At 32.1% G+C, this 25,473-nt stretch carries 29 protein-coding genes; 3 read left to right on the forward strand and 26 right to left on the reverse strand.

What is annotated here, in order from left to right; genetic code table 11:
• Positions 1-15 precede the first annotated feature (15 nt).
• Genes cobS through CLHOM_RS09185 form a run of 5 tightly spaced genes read right to left on the reverse strand, consistent with a single transcriptional unit; the run spans position 16 to position 2,971 of the window.
• Entirely contained in the window at positions 16-756 is a 741-nt protein-coding gene (cobS, locus tag CLHOM_RS09165) for an adenosylcobinamide-GDP ribazoletransferase (protein WP_052221397.1), read from the reverse strand.
• Between the two features lie 15 nt (positions 757-771).
• Positions 772-1,320, reverse strand: a complete 549-nt coding sequence (gene cobU, locus CLHOM_RS09170) for a bifunctional adenosylcobinamide kinase/adenosylcobinamide-phosphate guanylyltransferase (protein ID WP_052221398.1) — start codon at positions 1,318-1,320, stop codon at positions 772-774.
• A 1-nt stretch (position 1,321) separates the two neighbouring features.
• On the reverse strand, positions 1,322-1,918 hold the full coding sequence (gene cobC / locus CLHOM_RS09175) for an alpha-ribazole phosphatase (RefSeq protein ID WP_052221399.1): 597 nt from the start codon (positions 1,916-1,918) through the stop codon (positions 1,322-1,324).
• A 40-nt stretch (positions 1,919-1,958) separates the two neighbouring features.
• Complete coding sequence (locus CLHOM_RS09180; RefSeq protein WP_052221400.1) at positions 1,959-2,495, reverse strand: permease; 537 nt, start codon at positions 2,493-2,495, stop codon at positions 1,959-1,961.
• A complete protein-coding gene (locus CLHOM_RS09185) occupies positions 2,492-2,971 on the reverse strand; it encodes a permease (RefSeq protein WP_052221401.1) in 480 nt (159 codons plus the stop codon). Before CLHOM_RS09185 ends, CLHOM_RS09180 begins: the two co-directional genes overlap by 4 nt.
• A 119-nt stretch (positions 2,972-3,090) precedes the next feature.
• On the opposite strand from CLHOM_RS09185, the gene CLHOM_RS09190 reads away from it, so the two are divergent.
• Positions 3,091-3,435, forward strand: coding sequence for an ArsR/SmtB family transcription factor (locus CLHOM_RS09190; protein WP_052221402.1), 345 nt, complete (start codon positions 3,091-3,093; stop codon positions 3,433-3,435).
• Between the two features lie 67 nt (positions 3,436-3,502).
• Positions 3,503-4,276, forward strand: a complete 774-nt coding sequence (locus CLHOM_RS09195; RefSeq protein WP_052221403.1) for an EFR1 family ferrodoxin — start codon at positions 3,503-3,505, stop codon at positions 4,274-4,276.
• Between the two features lie 98 nt (positions 4,277-4,374).
• On the opposite strand, the gene CLHOM_RS09200 is transcribed toward CLHOM_RS09195, so the two are convergent.
• The 13 genes from CLHOM_RS09200 to CLHOM_RS09260 form a co-directional block, all read right to left on the reverse strand.
• Positions 4,375-5,151: an enoyl-CoA hydratase-related protein gene (locus CLHOM_RS09200; RefSeq protein WP_052221404.1), complete on the reverse strand. Its 777-nt coding sequence runs from the start codon at positions 5,149-5,151 to the stop codon at positions 4,375-4,377.
• Between the two features lie 60 nt (positions 5,152-5,211).
• Complete coding sequence (locus CLHOM_RS09205; RefSeq protein ID WP_052221405.1) at positions 5,212-6,306, reverse strand: glycerol dehydrogenase; 1,095 nt, start codon at positions 6,304-6,306, stop codon at positions 5,212-5,214.
• A gap of 47 nt (positions 6,307-6,353) precedes the next feature.
• Entirely contained in the window at positions 6,354-7,352 is a 999-nt protein-coding gene (locus CLHOM_RS09210; protein ID WP_052221406.1) for an electron transfer flavoprotein subunit alpha/FixB family protein, read from the reverse strand.
• A gap of 54 nt (positions 7,353-7,406) precedes the next feature.
• Positions 7,407-8,198, reverse strand: a complete 792-nt coding sequence (locus tag CLHOM_RS09215; RefSeq protein WP_052221407.1) for an electron transfer flavoprotein subunit beta/FixA family protein — start codon at positions 8,196-8,198, stop codon at positions 7,407-7,409.
• Between the two features lie 23 nt (positions 8,199-8,221).
• Positions 8,222-9,364, reverse strand: a complete 1,143-nt coding sequence (locus CLHOM_RS09220; protein WP_052221408.1) for an acyl-CoA dehydrogenase — start codon at positions 9,362-9,364, stop codon at positions 8,222-8,224.
• A gap of 327 nt (positions 9,365-9,691) precedes the next feature.
• Positions 9,692-11,170, reverse strand: coding sequence for a sigma-54 interaction domain-containing protein (locus CLHOM_RS09225; RefSeq protein ID WP_139205608.1), 1,479 nt, complete (start codon positions 11,168-11,170; stop codon positions 9,692-9,694).
• 197 nt (positions 11,171-11,367) lie between these two features.
• Positions 11,368-12,750, reverse strand: a complete 1,383-nt coding sequence (locus CLHOM_RS09230; RefSeq protein ID WP_052221409.1) for a GntP family permease — start codon at positions 12,748-12,750, stop codon at positions 11,368-11,370.
• Positions 12,751-12,857: 107 nt separating this feature from the next.
• The gene (locus CLHOM_RS09235; RefSeq protein WP_052221410.1) at positions 12,858-14,411 is read right to left on the reverse strand and encodes an acyl CoA:acetate/3-ketoacid CoA transferase; all 1,554 of its coding nucleotides are present in this window, start codon (positions 14,409-14,411) and stop codon (positions 12,858-12,860) included.
• A gap of 527 nt (positions 14,412-14,938) precedes the next feature.
• Positions 14,939-15,796 carry an arsenite methyltransferase gene (locus tag CLHOM_RS09240; protein ID WP_082204391.1) on the reverse strand — a complete coding sequence of 286 codons (858 nt, stop codon included), beginning with the start codon at positions 15,794-15,796 and terminating at the stop codon, positions 14,939-14,941.
• An 80-nt stretch (positions 15,797-15,876) separates the two neighbouring features.
• Entirely contained in the window at positions 15,877-16,188 is a 312-nt protein-coding gene (locus CLHOM_RS09245) for a sigma factor-like helix-turn-helix DNA-binding protein (RefSeq protein WP_052221411.1), read from the reverse strand.
• Positions 16,189-16,209: 21 nt separating this feature from the next.
• Positions 16,210-17,955 (reverse strand): arsenical pump-driving ATPase, encoded by a 1,746-nt coding sequence (gene arsA, locus CLHOM_RS09250; RefSeq protein WP_052221412.1) that lies wholly within the window; start codon positions 17,953-17,955, stop codon positions 16,210-16,212.
• 20 nt (positions 17,956-17,975) lie between these two features.
• A complete protein-coding gene (gene arsD / locus CLHOM_RS09255) occupies positions 17,976-18,347 on the reverse strand; it encodes an arsenite efflux transporter metallochaperone ArsD (protein ID WP_052221413.1) in 372 nt (123 codons plus the stop codon).
• A 26-nt stretch (positions 18,348-18,373) separates the two neighbouring features.
• Positions 18,374-18,706 (reverse strand): ArsR/SmtB family transcription factor, encoded by a 333-nt coding sequence (locus CLHOM_RS09260; RefSeq protein WP_052221414.1) that lies wholly within the window; start codon positions 18,704-18,706, stop codon positions 18,374-18,376.
• A gap of 565 nt (positions 18,707-19,271) precedes the next feature.
• On the opposite strand from CLHOM_RS09260, the gene CLHOM_RS09270 reads away from it, so the two are divergent.
• Positions 19,272-19,961: a cytochrome c biogenesis CcdA family protein gene (locus CLHOM_RS09270; protein ID WP_082204392.1), complete on the forward strand. Its 690-nt coding sequence runs from the start codon at positions 19,272-19,274 to the stop codon at positions 19,959-19,961.
• 52 nt (positions 19,962-20,013) lie between these two features.
• Here CLHOM_RS09270 and CLHOM_RS09275 read toward each other — a convergent pair whose 3' ends face one another.
• From CLHOM_RS09275 to CLHOM_RS09310, 8 genes are all read right to left on the reverse strand, one after another.
• Entirely contained in the window at positions 20,014-21,171 is a 1,158-nt protein-coding gene (locus CLHOM_RS09275) for an MFS transporter (RefSeq protein WP_052221417.1), read from the reverse strand.
• Between the two features lie 88 nt (positions 21,172-21,259).
• On the reverse strand, positions 21,260-21,493 hold the full coding sequence (locus CLHOM_RS09280) for a thioredoxin family protein (protein ID WP_052221418.1): 234 nt from the start codon (positions 21,491-21,493) through the stop codon (positions 21,260-21,262).
• A gap of 143 nt (positions 21,494-21,636) precedes the next feature.
• Positions 21,637-21,879 carry an ATP-binding protein gene (locus CLHOM_RS09285; RefSeq protein ID WP_052221419.1) on the reverse strand — a complete coding sequence of 81 codons (243 nt, stop codon included), beginning with the start codon at positions 21,877-21,879 and terminating at the stop codon, positions 21,637-21,639.
• Between the two features lie 36 nt (positions 21,880-21,915).
• Positions 21,916-22,932, reverse strand: a complete 1,017-nt coding sequence (locus tag CLHOM_RS09290) for a permease (RefSeq protein ID WP_052221420.1) — start codon at positions 22,930-22,932, stop codon at positions 21,916-21,918.
• Positions 22,933-22,937: 5 nt separating this feature from the next.
• The gene (locus CLHOM_RS09295; RefSeq protein WP_052221421.1) at positions 22,938-23,303 is read right to left on the reverse strand and encodes an ArsR/SmtB family transcription factor; all 366 of its coding nucleotides are present in this window, start codon (positions 23,301-23,303) and stop codon (positions 22,938-22,940) included.
• A 199-nt stretch (positions 23,304-23,502) separates the two neighbouring features.
• Positions 23,503-23,913, reverse strand: coding sequence for an arsenate reductase/protein-tyrosine-phosphatase family protein (locus tag CLHOM_RS09300; protein WP_052221422.1), 411 nt, complete (start codon positions 23,911-23,913; stop codon positions 23,503-23,505).
• Positions 23,914-23,942: 29 nt separating this feature from the next.
• Positions 23,943-25,004, reverse strand: a complete 1,062-nt coding sequence (gene arsB, locus CLHOM_RS09305; protein WP_052221423.1) for an ACR3 family arsenite efflux transporter — start codon at positions 25,002-25,004, stop codon at positions 23,943-23,945.
• Positions 24,988-25,389, reverse strand: coding sequence for an ArsR/SmtB family transcription factor (locus CLHOM_RS09310; RefSeq protein ID WP_052221424.1), 402 nt, complete (start codon positions 25,387-25,389; stop codon positions 24,988-24,990). Before CLHOM_RS09310 ends, arsB begins: the two co-directional genes overlap by 17 nt.
• Positions 25,390-25,473 lie beyond the last annotated feature (84 nt).

Here is a 25,473-nt window from a genome sequence, read left to right on the forward strand (position 1 = left end):
TCAATAAATTATCCTCTATGATAATATCATTAAGCTTAATAGAACAACTAATTCATTATTAGCTCCCAAACTGTCTCCAGTGATTCCATCAATTTTAGAATTGCATAATGAATTAAATAGAATAGTTATAACTACAGCTGAAATTAACAAAATTGATGTTTGAAAAATTGAATTAAGTAAAAATCCTATTACTAGAACAAATGCTATATTTACTATTACCTCTTTTATGGTCACAGTGTTAATAAATAAATTACCTGAGCCATTTTCTTTAGCGGATTTCCCAATATAACTAAGTAATATCATAGAAAACCTGCTTATCATAGAAATTAAAATTATACTCATAGCCTTTGAATTAACTGCAAGAAACAAATACCCTTGATATTTAATTAATAAATTCAATACTATGCCTATACATGCAAATGTTCCAATCCTGCTGTCCTTCATTATTTCTATAATCTTATCCTTACCTTTAAAGGCAAAAAAACCGTCGCAGGTATCACCAAAGCCATCAATATGCATTGCTCCAGTAATCAATGCATCAAATATAATAATTGCAATAACAGCAAAATTTATTGCAGTTATCTTTGACAATAAAATAAATAATCCAAATTGACACAATCCAATTAGCAGTCCTATGAAAGAAAAATAATTTGCTCCATTTTTAAAATTTTTATTTTCACAGGGAAGAGATTTCTTTATTGGAACTCTAGTTAAAACCTGAAGCATAAGCAAAAAATCATAATAATATTTTCTCATAACAACCTCTTATATTTATTTCAGCTTTATAGGTAAACCTGAAACTACCAAATATGCTTCGTCACATTCTCTGCCTAATAACTGATTTATCCTACCTGCTATGTCTGTAAAAATTCTTCCTAGCTTATACTCTGATACCAGACCAAAACCAACTTCATTTGTTATTATTACAAGCTGCTTATTAAACTCTCTACAAGCAGTAACTACTTCTGTAATCTGCATGCTAATACTTTCTTCTAGATTCTGAATTTCTTCCTTTGATAAATCATCAAAATCAGTATACTTATCAAAAATCAAATTTGTTATCATAGTAGAGATGCATTCAAGTATAATGTGTTCATGCTCCCATGCTTCAATAACCTTATATAAGTCCTTATACCCCTCGTAGGTTTCCCAGTTTTGATTTCTTCTGCTTTTATGAATAGCGACTCTCTCCCTCATTTCATCATCAGTTATAAAGGAAGTTGCAATATATAAAACCTTGTCTTGTTTCTTTAATAATCCCTCAGCAAAGCTGCTTTTGCCGCTTCTGCTTCCTCCTGTTACTAAAGTAATCTTGCTCAACTTATTCACTCCCCATGGAATTCAATTGTATTATTGAATCAATAAACCAATTGTCATATTGAAACTTTACTATTGATATACTACCATTTTCCGAAGCAAATTTCCAAAAAATATTTAAATCCCCTCCAAGTATATAACAGTAAATCAATCTAATAATTCCTCCATGAGTTACTATAAGGCAATTTTCACAGTTTTCTTTTTCTAGTTCCCTCATAAATTCTACTACCCTGTTGTATACTTCTGACACACTTTCCCCTTCAGGAATCCTATAGTCTATCCAATTTTCTTCCCAAGCCTTTTTTTCTAATGGATGCTTATCACAAATTTCACTATAGGTTTTGTTTTCAAAAATCCCAAAGTCTCTTTCATTTAGTCTATACTCACAAATTATCTCTTTGTCCGCTAAGATTTTAGCACAGTCTAAGGCTCTTTTTCTCTCACTAGAAAATACCTTATCAAAGTGAATAGTTTTAATATACTCCCTAACTTTTTTTATTTCATTCACACCCTGTAATGACAATTCATCATCAAAGCTTCCTAAGTATCTACCTTGTGAATTACTTTCAGTTTGCCCATGTCTTATTAAATACAAATTCATGTTTTTAATCTCCAAAATAATTATTTATATTAAATAAATATTACTCCAGTGCCTGTGCATTTTCAAATATCAAATTCTTTTCTTTTTCTCCAATAACATTTTCTATTATTGTTGCTATAATAAGAATAACTGGTATGTCTAAAATAAATCTCATGCCCATAAAGCCCCATCCTAAAGATGATGCTTCAAATAGTAATAATGGTATCTTTGTTGTAGACCATGCTCCAATAAATATTAAGACATTTGATAGCTTGCTTCCTTTCTTTAATAGTATACCTGCTACTGGGAAAGCCGCATATAAGGGTCCTGCTGCTGCAGAACCAAGTAAAAATGCTATTAATATACCTTTTATTCCAGAATTTGAACCCATATATTTCATCATTGTCTCTTTTTTTACCCAAACATCCATTAAGCCTAATAAAATAAATATAGGCGGAATTACTGAAAGCATCTCTATAATATTTTGACCTGTTATAGAAAAAGACTTTTTACCAATGTCTGGATACATAAATAACATAATTAAGTTTATCAGTAGAAGAATTAAAAACATTCTATATCTCTTTATTATCTTCATCATGTTAACATCACCCCCATTATAATAGCCACAATAAAGGATAGTATAAATGCAAATGCATTTCTTAAAATAGTGGCCCTTTTTCCGAAGTATTTAATTTCCACTGGTATAGTTGCTACTCCTACCATCATAAGAGTAGAAACAAACACAGCTATTTGAGGTATACCAGCACCGCTTTTAAATAATGCTGCCGCCAAAGGAAAGGCAACAAATGCAGGTATTAATGTTATGGCTCCAATAGAACCGGCTATTATCATTCCTATCATTCCTGATTCTTTACCAATCATTTTTGATATAACCTCAGGACTTAATATAGAAAGCATTATACCTATAATAATTAATATTGCCATAAACTGCGGCAATATGTTTTCAAAAGACTTCCATGATTTTTTTAATGCCATTTTTGTTTTTTTCTTATCTTTATAAAAAGAAATTATCAATAAGGAAATTGCTAAAATATATAATATTTTTGTAAACATGTTATTCCCCCTTTCTTATATTCAAAATACCCTATATGGGTATATATTATAGCATATGCCAACTATATGTCAATAAAAATTTATTGACACGTGTGTTTATATGCACATATAATATAATCATGATGAAAAATAATAATATCCATGAAAATACAGAATGTAAAAAGAATATTGATGAAATCTTTGATAGTGAGCTCTTTAAGGTGCTGGCAGAGCCTATTAGATGCGAATTAATTAAATATCTGGCTATAAATGGTCCTAGTGACATTAGTACCATATCAGAAAATTTTACTCAGGATCGTTCTGTAATATCCAGACATCTAAGCCAGATGCATAGACTAAACATATTAAATAAAAAGAAAGAAGCTCGCAGAATTATTTATGATTTAAATGCCAAAGATTTCTTAGCTAAATTTGAATTTGTAGTTGATAAGATACGATTGTTAATCAATGATTGTGATTCGTAAGTGGATAGTATATTTTTTATCTAATATGTGCATATGTGTGCACTAAAGCAATCGAGAGGAGAATTTTATGTCAACAATTTTTTATTTTTCAGGTACAGGAAATTCATTAACTACTGCAAAAGAAATTAGTGATAAGCTTCAGGGAAAGCTAATACCAATTATTCAAGCCTTAAGCATGGAGAATAACCATTTTGAAGATATTATTGGAATAGTATCTCCCGTATACTGTATGGATCTTCCAAAGATAGTAGAAGATTTTTTACAAAACTATAAATTTAAAAAGCAAAGTTATATTTTCGGAATTGTAACTTGTGCGGGTGCTGATGGATTAGCCTTAAATAAAATGAAAACCATATTAGATAAAAGAGGTTTCAAGCTATCCTATGGGAATAAAGTTATACTTCCTGATAACAGCATAATTTTCCCAACTTCTAATGATAAAAAAATGGAACTACTTAATAATCAACAAAAGGTAGTAAATAAAATATTTACTGACATAAGTGATAGAAAAACTAATAGTTATGAGTTCAAAAAATCTATAAGAAATCAGATACTAAGTAAGGGCTTAAAACTAGGATTAAACAAAATCTATAAAATCCAAAATAAAAACATAAATAAAGAAAAATGCATAAACTGCGGCACATGTGAAAAACTTTGTCCTGTTTCAAATATTAACAAAACTAATGGTCAATATATTATAGGTAAGGATTGTGAAAATTGTTTTGCTTGTGCTCACTGGTGTCCTCAAAGGGCAATATCTATAGGGAAATTTGCACCAAATCACAAGACTCACTATACCCATCCAAAAATTACATTGAAAGATATTTTAAATAGAGACTAAAAAATTGTCTATAATAATAAGTTATCTTTAGATACTTACTATTATAGACAAAATATAATAAATTAGAAAATAAACCCTATAAAACCCTTAAAACTTAGCTATTTATAAACAAAATGTTTTTCTTTTTGTTTGTTAACAAATGCACCCATACCAATTTTCTTATCTTCAGTTGCATTGCAAAGGCTAAATGCTTGCAATTCATATGCTAAACCTGTTTCTAAGTCAGTTTCTAAGCCTTTATTCACAGCTCTCTTAGTTTGCTGTACAGCAATTTGAGCATTTACTACTATTTGATTTGCCATTGTTAGAGCTTCAGACATTAACTCTTCATGAGCAACCACTTTATTTACAAGACCAATTGAGAATGCCTCTTGTGCATCTATGATTTTCCCTGTAAAAAGAAGTTCCTTAGCCTTAGCGGCACCAACTATTCTAGGTAGTCTTTGTGTTCCACCAGCTCCTGGAGTAATACCTAATCCAACTTCTGGCTGACCAAATTTTGCATTTTCTGATGCAATTCTAATGTCACAGGACATTGCTAGCTCACATCCACCACCTAAAGTGAATCCATTAAGTGCTGCTATAACTGGTATTCTTAAACTTTCAATTTTTACATTTAAGTCACTTCCAACCTTACCCCATTGTAGAGTTTCTGGTGCTGTAAGTGGAAGCATTTCAGATATATCTGCTCCAGCTATAAATGCTTTCCCTACTCCTGTAATAATAAGTACATAAATATCCTTATCTTTGTCTACTTCAGAAATAGCATTATCAATATCAGCCATAAATTCTTCATTAAGTGCATTTAATATGCTAGGATTGTTTAAAGTTAAAATTGCAATATGTCCTTGTTTTTCTAATAAAACTTTACTCATAACTCAATCCCCCCTATTTTTACTTTAACTGTAAAGCTTTAAAATTTATTTATTTTTAAGTTATTGCTTTCTAGATTTACCGATTTCATCTGCCTTAAATATTGCATTATACACGTCCATTTCGCTTACAGGGAAAGGCATATTTTTTGTAGACTGAGTCTTTACACAAGCTGCCTCTGCAACCTTTTTAATTTCTTCATCTACTACATTTGTTATTCCCATGTCAGCTAAAGTTACAGGCAATCCTACTTGAATACAAAAATCAATAACTTTATATAATTCTTCATCCGAAACCTTTTCTAAAATAAGCTGAACTATTGTTCCAAAGGCAACTTTTTCACCATGTAATGCTCCATGACTTTGTTCAATATATGCAAAGCCATCATTTATAGCATGAGCAGCGGCAAGTCCTCCACTTTCAAAACCAATACCACTTAAGAGGATGTTAGCTTCCAGCACATTTTCAAGAGCGTCTGAAACTTCATTTTTCTCAACGGATTTTTTTGCTTCAATACCATTTTCCATTAATAAATCAAAGCAAAGTTTGCCCATCATTATGGCTGTGTTAGTTGCATTTCCTTTAGCCATTGTTTTAGAATTTGAATTCCTAGAAGCTCTAGCCTCGAAATATGTTGCTAAAGCATCCCCCATTCCCGCTACAAGCATTCTTACAGGTGCTTTTGCAATTATCTCTGAGTCAACTAATACTACATCTGGATTTCTTTTAGAAAAAATAACCTTTACGACAACACCTTCATTATTATAAACAACACTTAACCCGCTGCATGGCGCATCATTAGATGCAATAGTAGGTACTACAGCAACTGGACAATCTGATTTCTGTGAAACAGCCTTTCCTGTATCAATAGCTTTTCCACCACCTATTGCAACCACAACATCACAGCTATTATTTTTAGCAACTTCTACAATACGGTCAATTTCTTCTAAAGAGCATTCTCCATTAAAATAATTAAATATATACTGACACATATTTTCATCAAAACTTAATTTAATGTCTTGTCCGATTCTCTTAAAGGTTCCTTCGCTGCAAATTATTAGAAATTTTCGGCCTAATTTACTTAAATGTTTTCCTATATTCTTTATTTCACCTTTACCCTGAATGTATTTACTGGGAGCCTTTATTATATTTGCCATTTATATTCCTCTTTCTATTTTAATATTAGTTTTAATAATGATTCTGCTTATTTACTAGCTTTTATTTTTTTGATTTTCTCTGTTAACTTAGGTATAATCACATTAAGGTCACCAACTATACCTAAGTCAGCTACATCAAATATAGGAGCTGTGTTATTTTTATTTATTGCTATAATCAAATCTGAACCTTCCATACCAGCAACGTGTTGAATAGCACCTGATATACCTGCAGCTAAATATAAATCCGGTCTAACAGTTTTACCTGTTTGTCCAACTTGACGATCTTTTGCAATCCAGCCTGCATCAACGTTTGCTCTTGAAGATGATATTTCCCCACCTAGAACATCAGCTAAATCTCTTAACATGTCAAAGCCTGCTGCACTTCCAATTCCACGTCCTCCAGAAACAAGTATTTTTGCTTCTGTAATATCTGTTGTATGTTTATTTTCCTTTATAACTTCTCTTATTTTTACATTCATATCAGCGCTTTCAAATTTAATGTCCAAAACCTTCATGTTTCCAACCTTTGTTTCATCTTTTGGCAATGCCTTCATAACTCCAGGTCTTACTGTAGCCATTTGTGGTCTATGATTTTCACATACTATTGTAGCCATTATGTTTCCACCAAAAGCAGGTCTTGTCATCATTAGTAACTTAGTTTCAGAATCAATTGATAAGCTTGTACAATCTGCTGTTAATCCTGTATGAATTCTTGCTGATACTCTTGGAGCAAGATCACGTCCTATGGAAGTTGCACCGAAAAGTACAATTTCAGGTTCAAATCCTTTAATTATTTCATATAAAGCTTTTGTATATGGTTCTGTAGCATATTCAGCTAGCATTGAGTTATCAACAATAATTACCTCATCTGCTCCATGCTGTATTAAACTTTGTCCTTTATCTTTAATATTTGAACCTAAAAGAACTGCTACAACCTTTTGATTTAAATCCTTAGCAAGCTCATTAGCTTTGCCTATAAGTTCCATGCCAACTTTTTGAATTTCTCCATCTCTCTGCTCTACAAATACATAAACATCTTTGCTCATTAGCTTGACATTCCTTTCTTAATCATATTTTTTATCTCATTTTCTTATCATCAATTATATGATGTATTTTTCTTGTAATTTTGCTACTATAGCATCTACTGCTTCGTCAGCACTTACATCTTGAAGCAATGTTCCCTTACCTTTAGCTTGTTTTGTAAATGATTGCTTAACCTTTGTAGGAGAACCTTTAAGTCCTAAGTTTGCCTCGTCAACTGTATCCTTTAATTCTTCTAAAGTCCAGATCTTAACTTCTTTTTCTCTATATGCATCGAATATTCCGCCTATAGACATGTATCTTGGTTCTCCAAGTTCAGTCAAAGCTGTTATAAGGCAAGGAGTAGCTACCTCAATTACATGATATCTGTCCTCAAATTGTCTCTTTACAATTATATTATTTCCTTCTACATCAAGACCTTCAGCATAGCTTACTTGTGGAATTCCAAGATGCTCTGCTATTTGCGGCCCAACTTGAGCAGTATCTCCATCTATTGCTTGACGACCTGTAATTATTAGATCAAAATCAAGTTTCTTTAAAGCAGCAGCAAGTGTTGATGAGGTTGCCCATGTGTCAGATCCACCAAAGGCTCTATCTGTTACAAGGATAGCATCATCACAGCCCATAGCTAAAGCTTCTCTTAAGGCTACATCTGCTTGTGGAGGTCCCATAGTTACTACAGTAACTGTTCCTCCTACTTTTTCTTTTAGCTTAAGTGCAGCTTCAATACCTGCTTTATCATCAGGATTTATTATACTTGGAACGCCTTCTCTAATAAGCGTATTGGTTTTTGGATCTAATTTTACTTCTGTTGTATCAGGTACTTGTTTAACACAAACAACTATCTTCATCTTTATTCTTCTCCCCTCGAAATTTAGTTAATTTTTAACCAACCTGAAATAACCATTTTTTGAACTTCAGAAGTTCCTTCGTATATTTCAGTAATTCTAGCATCACGCATCATTCTTTCTATTGGATATTCTCTAGTGAATCCATATCCGCCAAATAATTGTAAGCATCTTGTTGTTACTTCACTTGCTAATTGTGAACAGTAAAGCTTTGCCATAGCTGCATTAGGTGAAAATGGCTTCTTTTCATCCTTAAGAGATGCTACTTTGTAAACCAATAATTGTGCTGCTTCAATTTTTGTTCTCATATCTGCTATTTCAAACTGAGTATTTTGGAACTGAGAAATTCTTTTTCCAAATTGTTTTCTTTCTTTAACATATTTAATACATTCGTTTAATGCACCTTCGGCAAGTCCTAATGCTTGCGCTGCTATTCCGATACGTCCTACATCAAGAGTCTGCATAGCAATTTTGAATCCATCTCCCTCTTTACCAAGAAGATTTTCTTTAGGCACGATACAATTTTCAAATATAAGTTCACAAGCTGTTGAACCTCTGATACCCATTTTCTTTTCTTTTTTACCAACAGAGAATCCTGGGAAGCTACTCTCAACTATGAAAGCTGAGCATCCTTTTGTACCTTTAGATTTATCTGTCATTGCTATTATGATGTAAGTATCAGCATAGCCTGAATTTGTTATAAATATCTTTGATCCATTTAATACATAGTGGTCTCCTTCTAATACTGCTTTAGTTTGTTGCATAGCAGCATCAGTACCTGCACCTGGCTCTGTAAGTCCAAAAGCACCAAGTCTTTCTCCTTTGCAAAGTGGAACTACATATTTTTGTTTTTGCTCTTCTGTTCCAAATTGATAAATCGGATGAGCGCAAAGGGAAGTATGTGCTGTGTAAATAGTTGTTGTTGTTAGACATACCTTTGCAATTTCTTCAACTGACAGTACATATGTGATAGTATCTGCTCCTGTACCGCCGTATTGTTTAGGTATTGGTATTCCCATGAAACCGTATTTTGAAAGCTTTTCTATAGTTTCAACAGGAAATCTTTCTTCTTCATCTAATTCCGCTGCTAGTGGTTTCACCTCATTTTCTGCGAATTTCCTAAACATTTCTTGAGCTAATAAATGTTCTTTTTTTAAATTGAAATCCATTACTATTCCTCCTTGTAAGCTTTTTATGCCATAAATTAATAGCATTTTATATGCCAAATAATCAGATTGTGATAAGTTTGTTATCCACAAATGGCTTCATTAAAAGAGTTCAATCAATGTATATAAATTTAATATTCTTATATTTAATAGTTTAATTTAGTTAACAAGCTTAAATAAAGAGAGCAACCGTACCATATATGGCACGGTTGCTCTCTTTATTTATGTATTTATTAGTGAAATTTATTATCTTTTCAAGTTTTATCGATAGGTTTTATCATTGTGCCACAAATGGTACTGCGTACAATTAATGGCACATCTATATAATAATTATTTTACAATGCTGGAATATTTGTTAGCATATATTTTTCTTTTTCTCTCAAAAGTCGAAGGACTCATATTCAATGCCTTTGCTGCAACTCTTACGCTGTTATATTTTTCATAAGCCTTAGTAATATATTCAAATTCAATCTTTTCCACAATTTCATTTAAATCAACATTTTTATCTACATCGATTACTTCAAGTTTACTTAATCCCGCAATAGGTAAGTTATCAAGAGTAATTCTTTCATCCTCGCTCATGATTACAGCCTGCTCTATCACATTCTTTAGTTCTCTTACATTGCCAGGCCACTCATACTTAATAAGTGCTTGGTAAACGCTACTGGATAAAGTTTTCTTTAATCCATACTTCTCATTAAGCAGGTTAAGGAACTTTAATGCCAGTGGTACTATATCGTTTACTCTTTCTCTTAAAGGGGGGACTACTAGAGGTACAACATTTAATCTATAAAATAGATCCTCTCTAAATAACTTTTGTTTTATCATTTCCTTCAAATCTCTATTAGTAGCTGCTATTACCCTTATATCAACTTTTATAGGTTCCGTTCCACCTATTTTTTCAAATTCATGTTCCTGCAAAACCCTTAAAAGCTTAACTTGCATATCAAGAGAGAGTTCTCCAATTTCGTCAAGAAAAACTGTACCTTTATCTGCTACTTCAAAAAGACCCATTTTCCCCTCTTTATTTGCACCGGTAAATGCTCCTTTTTCATATCCGAAAAATTCACTTTCAATTAATTTTTCAGAAATTGCACCACAGTTTATACTTATAAATTTTTCTTTTGCCCTTGGGCTATTCTCATGTATATATTTAGCCATCTCACCCTTGCCTACACCAGTTTCTCCCAAAATCAACACAGAAGAATCAACTCTCGCAACTTTATATGCTTTATTCAAAAGATCAATCATTTTCTTATCTTCTGCAATAATATCACGTTTTTTCCATAGATGCTCCCTTATAGCTTCTATCTGACTATGATACTTACTTGCAAGTTTTTCAGCTTCAATTAATTTATCTTTTAATTTTTCTATTTCCTCAAAATTTCTGCTATTGCTAATTATCATGGAGATGTTTCCATTGTCATCAAAAATAGGTATACTCCGTATAAAAGCTTTTCTATTTGTTTTATAAAAATGTAGTTCTAATTCTACGGCTTCTCTCTTTTGCAGAACAAGTAATGATCCTGATTTAGAAATATAATTTCCTTCCATTTCTTTAAGATTAAGACCTATTAATTCTTCTCTATTTAAGCCTGATAATTCCTCATAGGCTTTATTAACTCTAACAGTATTAGCTTCTCCATCTGCAATAAATATAGTGTCTGCAGAATTTTCAATTACTGCATCTAATGCAGCACAAAGCTTTCTAGTTTTTTTTAGCTCCTGTAGAATAGTGCAATAATCACTAGCTAAAATTTCATCTTCACTCATTAACCCAGTTATATCATATGAACTTATTTTGCTCATATTATTCCTCCAATCACACTACGTTGAGCATTTTCTATAAATATTCATTATTAAGCTTTATTATAAGTTCTTAAATTAATTTATACAAGAATCATTTTATTGCTAAATGCTTCTACGACGAACAATATCTAGCACAAAAATGCCCTATAAAACACTTAATTTTACAGGACATTTTTAAATTTAATTTTTTATAATTATTAGAATCCTAAGCCTAATGTTGCTAAAATGATTGCTATGATAACAGTAATTGTTGGTATCACAACGGTACATACACCTATATCCTTATATGATTCCTTGTGAGTAAGTCCGCATATAGTTAATATTGTAATTACAGCACCATTATGTGGAAGAGAATCGAAACCTCCGCAGGCGATAACAGCAATTCTATGAAGAACATCATAACTAATACCGCTTGCATCAGCTAATTTCATGAAATCACCTGATAAAGCTCCAAGGGCAATGGAAATACCCCCTGATGCTGAACCAGTGATACCAGCAATAGCTGATGATGCAATAGCTTCAGTAACCAATGGATTATTTGAAACACCAAAGAAGAATTGCTTAAAGATTTCGAAACCAGCTAGTGTTGCAATTATATTACCATAACCAACTTCAGATGCAGTATTTACTACTGGAAGAAGAGCATTCATAGCTCCCTTACTAAGTTTTGATGCCATACTATCCTTTAATTTATTAAAATGAAGAATTATTGTTAATAAAGATCCTATAATTAATGAAAGAATTAGCGCCCATTTCCCAAGAACACTGCTTAGTTTTGTATTAAATGGAGCTGAAGCAAGATAGCCTGTATCCATTTGAGGAATAATCCAATAAGTGAATGCTAGATTACATATGAAGAACACTAGTAAAGGAGTAATTGCAGTAACAAAGCCCGGTAAGTTGGATTCATCAACTTCTGTTATATTGTCAATATGATCACCATATCCTTCTCCAGCAACACGAGCTTTTCTTAATCTTAAGTTAAGCCAAGACATACCAAGAGTAAGTTCTATTGCAGCAGCTACTAAACCTAACACAGGTGCAGCATATAAAGTTGTTCCATAGTAAGCCATTGGAATTGCATTTTGTATTTGTGGTGAACCAGGTATGCAGTATGTAGCAAATGTAAAGGCTCCAAAAGCTATACATCCAGGTATAAAACGTTTTGGAATATCCGCTGCTCTGAAAAGTGCAACTCCTATTGGATAAATAGTAAATGCTACAACAAATAGCGAAACTCCTCCGTAAACTAATACTGCTGTAGATAATACAACAGCTAGCAATGCCTTATCAGAACCAAGCTTTTTACCTATAAAGTTAGCAATTGACTTAGCTGATCCACTTTGGTCAACAAGTTGTCCAAATACCGCACCTGTCAAAAATAGAGGAAAGTTATTTTTCGCAAATGTAGCGAACTGAGCCATATATACTTCTGTATATGTAGCTAAAAGTGGTACACCACCATTGATTAAAGCCGCAAGTGTTGCAAGTAATGGAGCTAATAAAATAACTGAATGGCCTTTATAAGCAAGATACATAAGCAAACCAAGTGATAAGATAATTCCAAAAACACCTAACATAAATTTACCCTCCCTAATAAGTTAATCGTTTTCATAATTCAAAATAGTACCGTCCTACACCAATACTAATTTTATCTTCTTTTATTTTATGTAAAATTTTCTATAATTTATTTTGATAATCCCATAATCCCATCTCTAAAAATTCGGCTATCCATTAGTTTAGGTTCACCATCCATTTTAGGAACGAAGTTCATTTGATTAAGAATTTGAGTCTTTATATCAATACCAGGTGCAACTTCTGTCAAATACATTCCATCTTTTCTAAGTTCAAATACAGCTCTTTCTGTTATATACATAACTGGCTGACCTATTTTATTTGCATATTCTCCGCTGAATGTGATTTGTTCAACAGCATTAATAAATTTCTTCTCTGAACCTTCTTGAATAATAATTAGCTTGCCATCTTTTATTTCTGTTTTTAAACCACCTGTTGTGAATGTACCGCAGAAAAATACCCGTTTACAGTTTTGTGTAATATTAATAAATCCACCGCAGCCAGCGATTCTTGTTCCAAACTTGCTAACGTTAATATTTCCAACTGCATCTGCCTGAGCTAGTCCTAAAAATGCTAAATCAATTCCTCCTCCGTCGTAAAAATCAAATTGAACATTTTGTTCAAGAATACATTCTGGATTTGTAGAAGCTCCAAACTGTGCACCACCGCTAGGTACTCCTCCAACTGGACCGGCCTCAACTGTAAGTGTCATATAATCTCCTATTCCCTCTTCAGCTGCCACACTTGCAACATATTCAGGAACGCCTATACCAAGATTTACAACTGCATCTTCTGTAAGTTCCATAGCAGCTCTACGTCCAATAACCTTTTTAACACTTAAAGGAGGAATATCCATTCCACTTACAGGAACGCGTATATCTCCAGTTAAAGCAGGATTATAATCAAATCCTAAACTTTGCTGATTACTTTCAGCATCACCTACAATAATAGCATCAACATAAATTCTTGGAATCTTTACTAGTTTAGGATCCAAAGAACCATTCTGAACAATTCTCTCTACCTGAACAATTACTTTGCCTCCGCTATTTTTACAGGCTTGAGCCATTGCTGTTGCATCTAAAGGTGCAATTTCTTTTTCTAAAGTAACATTTCCCGCTTCATCTGCATATGTACCTCTTAATAAACAAATATCAATTGGAAATGCCTTGTATAACAGTTTTTCCTGTCCAAGAATTTCCACTAGTTCAACTAGATTTTCCTGTGTCTTTGAATTAAGCTTTCCTCCACCATTTCTTGGATCAACAAAAGTATTCAAGCCTACATGAGTTATTGTTCCAATTTTATTTGCAGCAATATCTCTGAATAGGTGTGCTATTGTACCCTGTGGAAGATTATAAGCTTCTATTTTATTAGAATTAGCTAAATCACCCATCTTAGGTGCCTGGTTCCAGTGTCCACCAATAACCCTTTTAACCATTCCCTCATGAGCAAAATGGTCACTTCCTTTACCATTTCTTCTTCCTTGTCCTGCTGCATAAATTAATGTTAAGTTCTTAGGATTGCCAGTGTTAAGAAATCTCTCTTCTAAAGCTGATGTTAAAGCCTCTGGGCAACCACTGCTGACAAATCCGCCAGTCACTACACATTGTCCGTCTTTGACTAGTTCTGCTGCTTCTTTTGGTGTTAAAACAGTCTTATTCTTCATAGTTTCATCCCCCTTTAATTCTAAATACTTATTCAATAACAACGGATATGAATATTAATAGCATTTTACATGCCAAAGCTGCATTAGTTCTTACTATTTAATTAATTCACAGCTGTAGATGTTGAACTTACAAGACCTTATACAAACTAAATAATATTTTCACTTATTTTCTTTGTTAATAAAAATACTAATAATAAAAGCTACCGTTCCATTAATGAAACGGTAGCTTTTTTCTTTAATATTTTTAAAAAGCTAACCTACATTTAATTCTTTGAGTTTTTTTCAATAATATTAACCTTTTTTTAAATGTGTGCTATATTTGGTACGCTGTGCAATTTACAAAACACGCTTGTAGCTTGTTAATATTTATTCATTTTCATATAAAATCTCTACATCATTATAAATTTTTATAATTTTACTGTAATATCATATTAATATTTTTGCAAATAAATTTTTTCTTATTTGCTAGTATCTAATTAATATAACAAAAAGAAGCCCTTATATAGGCTTCTCATAAGCATTATTTTTTAGCAGCACTTACCATTTGATGTTGAATGAGTACAACATGTTTTACTGATTTTTATCTTAGCCTCTTCTTTTGTTGCCTCAATTATATAAGAAGCAACAAAATCTTCAATATTCTTACCAGGTGCCCATGAATTTATAATTTCTCTACTGTTATCTTTCGGTGTCATTCGGATATTGCTAAAGCCAGCATTCTGTAACATCGTTTTTATATCTTCAACATATTCAGCCCCTCCAATACAACTTGCAATCAATGCTAGGTCCTTCTTAATATTTTCAGGTAATTGTGCTGTAGCAACAACATCAGATGTTGATAACCTTCCACCAGGTTTAAGAACCCTGAAAGCTTCTTTAAACACCTGTTCTTTATCAAGAGACAGATTAATTACACAATTAGATATGATAACATCCACTGTGCTATCTGCAACCGGTAAATGTTCAATTTCTCCTAATCTGAATTCCACATTGGTATACCCACTATTTTCTACATTCTTCCTAGCCAACTTAATCATATCAGGTGTCATATCGACCCCTATAACATACCCAGTTTCACCTACCTGCCTTCTGGCAAGGAAACAATCAAATCCACCCCCGCTTCCAAGGTCAAGAACTACTTCACCATCTTTGAGAGCTGCAATTACGATAGGATTTCCGCATCCTAATCCCATATTGGATTCAGGTGGCACATTAGAAAGGTCACCTAGGCTATAACCAATCTTGATAGATGCTTCGGAAATATCCAACAGAGTACCACTACAACTGCATCCTCCACCACAACACCCTCCTTCAGAGCCTTTCTGTGCCACTTCTGAATAGTTTTTTCGAATAAAATCCCTAATTTCTTCTTTATTACTTATCATATATAACCTCCATATAAAATATGTTTTCATCTGTAAAGACGTATGAAAATAAAAAAGGACGCATCTTTACTCTCGACTTTTTAACAATATTTACATTGACTACTTTTATGCTTATAGCCGATGATATTGCCTCTTCTGTCCATTTCTAGCTCACAGCAGCCTAATAGCATTTCTTTCAACATTTTCCTTGCACGTTGTACCCTTGATTTTGTTCCTGAAATAGAAATCCCTAATTTATCACTCAACTCTTTCTGTGTCATGTTTTGAAATTCCGTCTGAAGAATCGCCTGCAAAATATCTTCAACGTCTTGTTCATTCGATACTCGTTTCTTAATATACTTTTTGAGTGGAATTTTGAATTCTTCCCAAATACACTTTATACAAACATCCACAATAAATCACACCTTATCCCATTATTTTAGCAGTTCTAAAAGTGTCTCTCCCTTAACTTCTTCCTCTTTCCACTCTATTACAGCAAAGTTTCCTTTTGAAATTTTATTGACTTTATTAATCCACTCTATCTCATTACTTGCTTTAGCTTTAAGAATCTGATTTGCTGTATCCGTTGCATAAAGACTTGAATTAATAACCCACCATTTACTGTTAATACCTGCTCGTTTTAAATCTTCTTCTAACCTGATTGCCTCATATACCGGCGTAGCTTCAGCTAAAGTTACTATTATAACTTCAGTATCATTAGCATTTCTTAGTCTTGGTAAAAGTTTTTTCACTGATTCTGGTGTATCTCCCTGAGAACGTTGTATTTCCTTATTATAGCTTTCTGTTGAATCTAAAAGTAGTAATGTATGCCCTGTAGGAGCTGTATCAATAACAACTACCTGATTTTCCGATTTTTCAACTATCTGCGCAAAAGCTCTAAACACAGCAATTTCTTGAGTGCATGGAGATTTTAAATCTTCTTCTATATATTCTATATCTTCATTACTCATAGTTTCTCTTGCTTTACTTAAAACTTCTTCTCTATACTTATCAAGTTCCTTTTTCTCATCAATACTACTTAAAGTAATACCATAACTTTCATCTAAAACAAACTTCAGATGTGCTGCAGGGTCCGTAGTTGTAAGATGAACCCTTTTACCTTTTTTAGTAAGTCCTAGTGCAATCATAGCTGCTATAGTAGTTTTACCTACACCACCTTTACCCATGGTGAAAATAACTTTTTTATCTGATTTATAAAGATCCTCTACAATATCTTTTACTTTTTGAATTTTATCTACATTTAGCTTTTCGTTACTATATTTTAGATTATCCTCTTTTAAAAATGCTCTTACATTTTCAAGTCCTGTAACATTGTATGGTCTTAATGGAATCTCAAAAGTTTCTAAGCCTTTTAAGAGTTCTGGCATACCTTTAAGTGCATTTTGCTGTTTATTGAATATACTAGTTGATAAAGTATCATTAGTATCTTTGAGAATACCATTTATAATAAGTATTTGATTATTTACTCCTATCTCTTGAAGCTCTTTAGCTGCTCTTTCCCCTTCCTTCAGAGCAGATATTTCAGGACGTGATACAAGTACAAGTGTTGTCATAGCTTTATCAGCTAATGTTTTAACTGCGTTTTTGTAAACCTTCTTTTTGTCTTCAAGTCCTGATAATTGACCAAGACAGGATGCTCCATGAGTACTTTCACTAATAAAATTACTCCAAGCTGATGGAAGTTGTAACATTCTCAGAGTATGACCAGTTGGTGCTGTATCAAATATTATGTAATCGAAGTCTTCTTGAATCCTTCGATCTGTTATAACATTTGAAAATTCATTAAAAGCTGCTATTTCAACTGTACATGAACCTGAAAGCTGCTCTTCCATATTCTTTATTACTACATCAGGTAGCTTCCCACGGTAAGGAGCAACAACGCTTTCTTTATATTCTCTTGCAGCTTCTTCAGGATCAAAGTTAGCTACTACTAGATTTGGTACTTCTTCTATTTGAACTCCTTTATTATTTAAATCTGCATTAAATACATCCTGTAAATTTGAGGCTGGATCTGTACTTATAAGCATTATTCTCTTTCCTTGGTCTGCTAAAGTTATAGCAGTAGCACAGGCAGTAGAAGTTTTCCCAACCCCGCCTTTACCTGTAAAAAATAAATACTTAGTAAAATTTATTTCATTGGGACTAAAATTTTTGAACATTAGTGCACCTCTTTTCTAAATTAGCAACATCCATCACTACAACCACAACCTTTGGATTTAATCTTTAGTGTAGCTTTAAGGTAGTCCTCTGGAACTTCTAACATTTCACAAAGTTCTTTATTTGTAGGATAAGTTTTAGTTTTAACAACCTCTCCATCAACCATTGTTACTGGTAATATATCTACACCTTCATTGTTCAATAGTCCATTTATAGTCTTATTGTCTACAAAGGCTTGTGGATTACTTGCTAAGTTATGTCTTTCAACTGTAATACCTTTTTTACTTAAACTATTTAAAACTGTAGACATTCTTAATAATTCTGGATCTACTGATGGTCCACATACTCCTGTTGAACAACACATTGCAGGATCAAAAATAATCATTTTTTTCATAATCTACATCTCCTTAATATATAAATTTATTTGCAACAAGTTTTGTTTTTATAATTACTTTTGCATACACAATTATCTTCTGTATCTGTTATAAGGCTCATTAAAAATAAAGCTAGCTTATTTGAATTTGTAATATCTAATGAATAATAATTCCATAGTCCTTCTTTTCTAGCTTTAACAAGACCACATTCCATAAGAACCTTCATATGATGTGATAAAGTTGGTTGGGTAAACTCAAAGTTCTCTAGTATATCACATGCACATTTTTCCCCACAAGAAAGAATATCAATAATTTTTAATCTACTTGCATCTGATAAAGCCTTAAATATCTTAGCGTTAATTTCATAATTTTTAATCATTAATTCACCTCTATATAGATAATCTTCTATATATAGTATAGATAATTATCTATACAACCACAATATACGCAGTTAAGTTTACACAAGTTTAACGCTTATATATATTATCTTCTATATGCCAACATTGTATGCACGTTTTTTATATGTGTTCCTCTAGACTTTTAAAGTTTAACAACCCAAATAAATGACCTGAACATTTTTAGTTCAAGTCATTTTAATTCTATATTCATAACAAAATTTTTTAAAGCTTATTTTTCTTAATAATATGCTACGGTATTGCATTTAAGATTTCTTTTACTTCCGAGGAATATAGACATGAATAAAAGGAACATTATTATAATTTCTATTGTTTTTATATCACTCATTACTCTCTTTATAGTTAAAACTTTTATACAAAATGAGAACAAGCCTATAAGTTTTACGGATTTAAAAACTCAGTATAATTACATAAAAACTTCTTCTAAACCTTCAATAATTATATTTTCATTTGACGCTGATTGCTGTGAAAACACTAAAAAGTTTTTTAATGACTATAATAGTATGGCAAGAAAGCTCATGAAAAATTATGAAGGAAAATTCATTTCATTATTTAATAATGAACTTAAATATAGATTCTAGCTTAATATCTGTTTTACTTATAGTTTTTTCTACGGGATTTATAGGTGGACTCAGTCCTTGCACATTTCTAACAGTAGCCTTTATTATTGCATATGTTAGCGGTAATACAAATTACTCTAAAAAAAGAGGCTTTATTCTATCTCTATTCTTTATATTAGGAATTGCCTTAATGCTTTCTATTCTTGGTGCTTTTGCAGGTTTACTGGGAAATGTACTACTAAAAACTGACTTATTAAATTACATTATTGCTTTCGTTTTAATCCTAATGGGATTTTGGTTATTAGATGTGTTTAATTTTTCAGGAAATGGAGTTGACTTTAAACATAGTCTCAAAAATGGAAGTGGTCTTTTAGGTTCCTTTCTCCTTGGAATACCCTTTGGAATATTTGCATCTCCTTGTACTATGCCAATAGCAGCATCAGCTCTAGCCTATTCTGCCATAAAGGGTAGCCCTCTTTATGGTATGATCTTGATGTTTACTTTTGCTATAGGAAGAAGCCTTCCTTTGCTAGTAGCTGGAACCTTTACAGGAGTGCTAACACATATAAACTGGTTATCAAAGTATCAGCACACTATTGAAAAAATAGGTGGTATTATAATGATTATCCTAGCACTATATTTTATATGGATAGCTTAATCCTCAATACCACCTGAATATTTCAATATCATAAAATATAACTTGTATAAATTTACTTACTTGCTTTTATTACTACAAATCTACCTAAGAAACCAACAATAATTAAAATAACCCCTGCAATTAGATAAATATCGCTTATCTTATAATTATTTAAGATTTGCCTATTTACTGTAGTTCCAATAGCTCCCCCTACAAACATATTAAATGAAGCTAGAGACATTGCCGTTCCTCTGAGTTTTGGCATAGTTTCTTGTGCTGTACTTACTAGAGTAGACTGAAGGAATACAAATGAAAGTCCAAATCCAAACAGTGTAACTCCTATAGCTATTATTAAACTTGATATAGAGAATAGCAATAATGATACTCCTCCTAAAACTCCTGCAAACACAAGAAATTTGTTTTGCATCTTAATCCTAAGTTTTGGTGCCTTTCTTCCTCCAATTACTGTGGCTATACCATAGATTGTTAATATAAGGCCTACTATAAGTATATTGTATCCTGTTCTATCTTGAACAAATTTTCCTGAATAAGTAAAACTTCCAAATACACTAAACCCAACTAAAAAGATTGTGCCTACTATAGAAATCAACTTTGTGTTAGATAAAGCTTCTCCATAAACCCTTCCAAAATTTAATTTATCAATAACTCCTGGAGTCTTTTCAAGATATTTTACCATGAATAAAGCTATAATAAATTCAGCAAATCCATATATAAAATAAACCCATCTCCAAGATCCAAAATATGCTATAGCTCCTCCTACTGCAGTAGCTGAAGCACCTCCTAAAAACATCATTCCCATAACCTTACCAATGGCACCTTGGCGTTTTTCAGGCTGAAAACTCTCTCCGATTAATGCCATAGTAACTGGAAATATTCCTGCCCCAAAGGCTCCATTTAGTGCCCTTACTGCCATAAGATAAGGTAAATTATATGCAAAAGCTCCTAACATACTAAATATTGCTGTTCCAAAAGCTGTTATATTTATAATTTTGGTTTTTCCATATCTATCTCCAAGAGGTCCAAATACTATAGTAAATAGACCGAATGTTAACATATATGCTGTTACGGAAAGTGCTGCATTACCGATACTTATATTTAAGTCTCTAGAAATATCTATAAGAAGTGGTGATACCGCATAATTATCTCCATTAGCAAAAAAAGCCATAATACCTAAAATAAATACCATTTTATTTAATTTTTTATAGTCCATATTACCCCTCCATTTATACCTTACCCTAGTTAGGTATGTTGTTTTTATTTTTAAAGTAGGAAGTTTCCTTCCTACTTTAAAAATAACTTTAGCCTTTCAATATTTCTTTTATTTCTTCAACCTTTGGAACTCTACCCATCACTTTTACTTTCTCATCCACTACAAGTGCAGGAGTTCTCATTACTCCATAGGACATAATTCCTTTCATATCTTCTACTTTTTCTACTGTAGCATCAAGTCCTAATTCTTCTATAGCCTCTTTTGCATTAGCCTCTAAGTTCTTGCAATTTTTGCATCCTGTTCCTAAAACTTTAACTATCATTACATTTCCTCCCTATCTTTAATTTATCCTTATTTATATAATTTAAATTTCATATCATTACTTTACGCTGGTAAAATAGTTTAGCTTAGTCGCTATTATCTAATCTCTAATCACTACTCTAGCGATTAGAGATTAATGTTTAATTAAGAGCAGCCACATCCACAATCACAACTTCCCGAAGTAGTTCCCATATCTCCAACATATTCAATAGCTCCTGATGGACAAAGTTTTTGACATCCTCTACAACCATCAATACAACCTTCTGTATAAATTACCACAGGCTTTTCTTTTGTTTTGTCATAAACTCCATGAGTGCATTTATTAATACAAGCTTTGCACTCTATGCAATTTTCATAATTAATTACTGGATACCAGTTTTTTGACATAAATACTCCCCCACTCTTATTATTTCATTATAAAATTTACATAAATATATATGCAAAGGCATTAAACAAGTAACCTATGATGATTATTCCTGTAGAAACTATTGCCACAAAAATTCCTAATAGCTTGCGCTTAACTACTTTACTTAACATAACTATAGATGGTAGTGAAAGTGCAGTTACAGCCATCATAAAGGATAATACTGTTCCAATTCCTACACCTTTTCCAAATAAAGCTTCTGCTATTGGAAGTGTTCCAAATATATCAGCATACATAGGAATACCTACTACAGTTGCAAGCAATACAGCAAATGGATTATTTCTTCCAATTATATTTTCTATTACTGATTGAGGAATCCAGTTATGAATTGTAGCTCCAATTCCAACTCCAATTAGTACATACAACCATACCTTAGTAATAATACTTTTAACTTGATCTTTTGAATATTCTATTCTTTCTTCTCTAATTAATTCTATAATTTCAGCATCAACATTTTCTATCTCTTTAACATAACTTTCTACATATTTTTCAAGGCCTAACTTGTCTATCATAGTTCCACCAATAACAGCTAATATTAAACCAACAATAACATAGGCTATAGCAATCTTAGGACCAAAGAAAGACATTAACAGTAGTAATGATGCCAAATCTACCAATGGCGAAGAAATTAAGAAAGAGAAGGTTATACCTAAGGGAAGCCCTGCTGAGGTAAAGCCTATAAAAATAGGGATACTAGAGCAGCTGCAAAAAGGTGTAATGGTTCCTAGAAGTGCTCCTAATATATTACCCTTAATTCCTTTTATATTTCCAAGTATCTTTTTAGTTCTTTCCGGTGGAAAATAACTTTGAATGTAAGATATTACAAAGATAAGTACTGACAATAGTATAAATATCTTTATAACATCGTAAATAAAGAAATGTATACTTCCACCTAGTCTTTCTTTTATTGATAAACCAAATACTTTTTCAACAAGGAGACGTATAAGTTCAGAAAGCCATGTCATTTTCAGTAATTGATCATTAAAGAATCCAAATATTTGTGTTATTATACTCATTTCAATCACCTACCTTGTATATTTTCATATTGCCTTTTACATGCTGTAACATATTCTTCTGCTTTATTTAGTTTTTCTAAATCCTTTTGTATAGTAGCGTATTCCTTATGACTTAGTACTATTTTTTCTAATACTTCTTTTAGAAGTGTGTTTTTATCATCTAAATAATAGTATATGAATTGTTCTCGTCTTTCGTCATTTACAAAACCCATATCTCTTATCTTTGCCAAATGCTTGGAAATTTTAGGTTGAGATTCCTCAAGTATTCCCTGAATTTGGCATACGCACAATTCTTTATGATAAAGTAAAACTAAGATTCTTAATCGTGTTTCATCTGACAGTATCTTAAATAAATCTGTAAGTTTATCCATGTGTTCACATCCTTCTTATATTTATCTTAAACTTTAAATTAATAATATGATATAATACTTATATACCCATATGGGTATATAAGTATTATATTCCTATACCTTAGTATTGTCAATAAAACTGTTATTTCTTTTATAGATATAAAAAACTCAAGCTAAAGCAGATATTAACTGACTTTGGCCTGAGTTTTTCTATATTAAACTATAAATTTATTTCTTTATTTTCTATTCTTTTAGCTAAATCTTTAACCTTTTCTTCAATTGTTTTTGCTACTTTTATAAATTCTTCATCACTCTTTCCAGTGGGATCATCTAATCCCCAATCTTCCACATGCTTTGCAGGTAAATATGGACATACAACATTACAGCCCATTTTTATTGCAATTTGAACTGCTGGTATATCTTGAAGCAACTTAGAGCTTTGAGTTTTGTTCATATCAACATTATATAAGTCCTTTACTATTCTTACTGCATCTTGATTTATTTGTGGTTTTGTTTCAGTTCCTGCTGAGTATGACTCAAACACATCTGCTGCAAATAACTTTCCTAATGCCTCTGCCATTTGAGATCTGCATGAATTGTGAACACATATAAAAGCTACCTTTGGTTTCATAATAGAAATCCTCCTTAAAGTTTCAATTATTAATTTTCCTTGTTAGGGAACCAACCCCTTGTATTATTAGCTATTTTTACTAAGGTAAGCATAACTGGTACTTCTGTTAAAACCCCAACCACTGTTGCAAGGGCTGCTCCTGACTGTAATCCAAATAGGGATATTGCCACTGCCACTGCAAGCTCAAAGAAATTACTTGCACCAATCATACCTGCTGGTGCTGCTATATCGTGAGGTAATTTCCAAATCTTTGCCCAACCATAAGAAAAGAAGAAAATTAAAAAAGTCTGTATTGTAAGCGGTATTGCAATTAAAGCAATATGAAGTGGATTATTTAGTATTGTTTCTCCTTGGAAAGAGAAAATAATTACTAAAGTTAATAGAAGTCCACCAATTGTAACATTATCAAATTTCTTTAAAAATACATTCTCAAAGTATTCCATTCCCCTATGTTTTACGATGTACTTTCTTGATAGATATCCTCCTGCAAGAGGTATAACTACGAATAATACCACTGATAAAAATAACGTATCATATGGAACAGCTACATTACTTACTCCAAGTAAAAATGCTACTATTGGAGTAAACGCAATTAATAATATTAAATCATTAACTGCAACTTGAACTACAGTATATGCCGGGTCCCCCTTAGTTAAATGACTCCAAACGAATACCATAGCTGTACATGGGGCCGCCCCTAGAAGTACTGCTCCTGCAAGATACTCCTTAGCTAAATCTGGTGCTATCCACTGTTTAAATACTATATTTAAGAAAAATGCTGCTATTAAATACATAGTAAAAGGTTTAATAAGCCAGTTTGTAACACAAGTTACTGTAAGTCCTTTTGGCTTTTTAGCAGCCTTTACAATGCTGGAAAAATCTATCTTTAGCATCATAGGATATATCATGAGCCATATAAGCGCAGCAACTGGTATTGAAACCTTAGCATATTCAAACTTACTTAGTGTCTCTGGTATAATTGGTAGTACTTGACCAACAACAACCCCAAGGACAATACAGATAGCAACCCACAGAGTTAAATATCTTTCGAAGAAACCTATTCCCTTGTTTTCTTTATTTTTTACACTCATAATTCCCCTCCAAATAACTAATTACTTTTTCTTTATCTTCTCTTATTTGTTCACAAGTAAAAGCACTGCATTTGTATTTATGCAATTTTTTTATGTCCTTTTCATATGAATCACTGCTTGTTAGTTTTTCATTAATATAATCATAGAGCATTTTATTTTTTGATATAAATTCTTCATCTATAAAATAGTAAACCCATTGTGCCTTCTTCTCTGCACCGATAATCTTTAAACTCTTTAGTTTATTTAAATGCCTAGAGGCATTGGATTGTGTCATTCCAAGTATGCTCTCTATTTCACATACACATAGTTCCCCTTCTTTTAACAGGTTAAGTATTCTTATTCTGTTTTCATCTGATAATGCTTTAAATATCTCTATAAATTCCATTTCTTCACCTCTCTATATGATTATATGAGCTTATACTCATATAATATGCCATATATACTCTTTTGTCAACAAGGTAATTTTTAA

Source organism: Clostridium homopropionicum DSM 5847 (assembly GCF_001263795.1).
GTDB classification, from domain to species: Bacteria; Bacillota; Clostridia; order Clostridiales; family Clostridiaceae; genus Clostridium_H; species Clostridium_H homopropionicum.

Excerpts from the sequence above, each read along its gene's own strand:
- cobS (WP_052221397.1), bottom strand. The coding sequence starts at position 756 with ATGAGAAAATATTATTATGATTTTTTGCTTATGCTTCAGGTTTTAACT.
- cobC (WP_052221399.1), bottom strand. The coding sequence starts at position 1,918 with ATGAATTTGTATTTAATAAGACATGGGCAAACTGAAAGTAATTCACAA.
- CLHOM_RS09180 (WP_052221400.1), bottom strand. The coding sequence starts at position 2,495 with ATGATGAAGATAATAAAGAGATATAGAATGTTTTTAATTCTTCTACTG.
- CLHOM_RS09185 (WP_052221401.1), bottom strand. The coding sequence starts at position 2,971 with ATGTTTACAAAAATATTATATATTTTAGCAATTTCCTTATTGATAATT.
- CLHOM_RS09190 (WP_052221402.1), top strand. The coding sequence starts at position 3,091 with ATGATGAAAAATAATAATATCCATGAAAATACAGAATGTAAAAAGAAT.
- CLHOM_RS09195 (WP_052221403.1), top strand. The coding sequence starts at position 3,503 with ATGTCAACAATTTTTTATTTTTCAGGTACAGGAAATTCATTAACTACT.
- CLHOM_RS09200 (WP_052221404.1), bottom strand. The coding sequence starts at position 5,151 with ATGAGTAAAGTTTTATTAGAAAAACAAGGACATATTGCAATTTTAACT.
- CLHOM_RS09205 (WP_052221405.1), bottom strand. The coding sequence starts at position 6,306 with ATGGCAAATATAATAAAGGCTCCCAGTAAATACATTCAGGGTAAAGGT.
- CLHOM_RS09210 (WP_052221406.1), bottom strand. The coding sequence starts at position 7,352 with ATGAGCAAAGATGTTTATGTATTTGTAGAGCAGAGAGATGGAGAAATT.
- CLHOM_RS09215 (WP_052221407.1), bottom strand. The coding sequence starts at position 8,198 with ATGAAGATAGTTGTTTGTGTTAAACAAGTACCTGATACAACAGAAGTA.
- CLHOM_RS09220 (WP_052221408.1), bottom strand. The coding sequence starts at position 9,364 with ATGGATTTCAATTTAAAAAAAGAACATTTATTAGCTCAAGAAATGTTT.
- CLHOM_RS09225 (WP_139205608.1), bottom strand. The coding sequence starts at position 11,170 with ATGAGCAAAATAAGTTCATATGATATAACTGGGTTAATGAGTGAAGAT.
- CLHOM_RS09230 (WP_052221409.1), bottom strand. The coding sequence starts at position 12,750 with ATGTTAGGTGTTTTTGGAATTATCTTATCACTTGGTTTGCTTATGTAT.
- CLHOM_RS09235 (WP_052221410.1), bottom strand. The coding sequence starts at position 14,411 with ATGAAGAATAAGACTGTTTTAACACCAAAAGAAGCAGCAGAACTAGTC.
- CLHOM_RS09240 (WP_082204391.1), bottom strand. The coding sequence starts at position 15,796 with ATGATAAGTAATAAAGAAGAAATTAGGGATTTTATTCGAAAAAACTAT.
- arsA (WP_052221412.1), bottom strand. The coding sequence starts at position 17,955 with ATGTTCAAAAATTTTAGTCCCAATGAAATAAATTTTACTAAGTATTTA.
- arsD (WP_052221413.1), bottom strand. The coding sequence starts at position 18,347 with ATGAAAAAAATGATTATTTTTGATCCTGCAATGTGTTGTTCAACAGGA.
- CLHOM_RS09260 (WP_052221414.1), bottom strand. The coding sequence starts at position 18,706 with ATGATTAAAAATTATGAAATTAACGCTAAGATATTTAAGGCTTTATCA.
- CLHOM_RS09270 (WP_082204392.1), top strand. The coding sequence starts at position 19,272 with ATGAAGGAAAATTCATTTCATTATTTAATAATGAACTTAAATATAGAT.
- CLHOM_RS09275 (WP_052221417.1), bottom strand. The coding sequence starts at position 21,171 with ATGGACTATAAAAAATTAAATAAAATGGTATTTATTTTAGGTATTATG.
- CLHOM_RS09280 (WP_052221418.1), bottom strand. The coding sequence starts at position 21,493 with ATGATAGTTAAAGTTTTAGGAACAGGATGCAAAAATTGCAAGAACTTA.
- CLHOM_RS09285 (WP_052221419.1), bottom strand. The coding sequence starts at position 21,879 with ATGTCAAAAAACTGGTATCCAGTAATTAATTATGAAAATTGCATAGAG.
- CLHOM_RS09290 (WP_052221420.1), bottom strand. The coding sequence starts at position 22,932 with ATGAGTATAATAACACAAATATTTGGATTCTTTAATGATCAATTACTG.
- CLHOM_RS09295 (WP_052221421.1), bottom strand. The coding sequence starts at position 23,303 with ATGGATAAACTTACAGATTTATTTAAGATACTGTCAGATGAAACACGA.
- CLHOM_RS09300 (WP_052221422.1), bottom strand. The coding sequence starts at position 23,913 with ATGAAACCAAAGGTAGCTTTTATATGTGTTCACAATTCATGCAGATCT.
- arsB (WP_052221423.1), bottom strand. The coding sequence starts at position 25,004 with ATGAGTGTAAAAAATAAAGAAAACAAGGGAATAGGTTTCTTCGAAAGA.
- CLHOM_RS09310 (WP_052221424.1), bottom strand. The coding sequence starts at position 25,389 with ATGGAATTTATAGAGATATTTAAAGCATTATCAGATGAAAACAGAATA.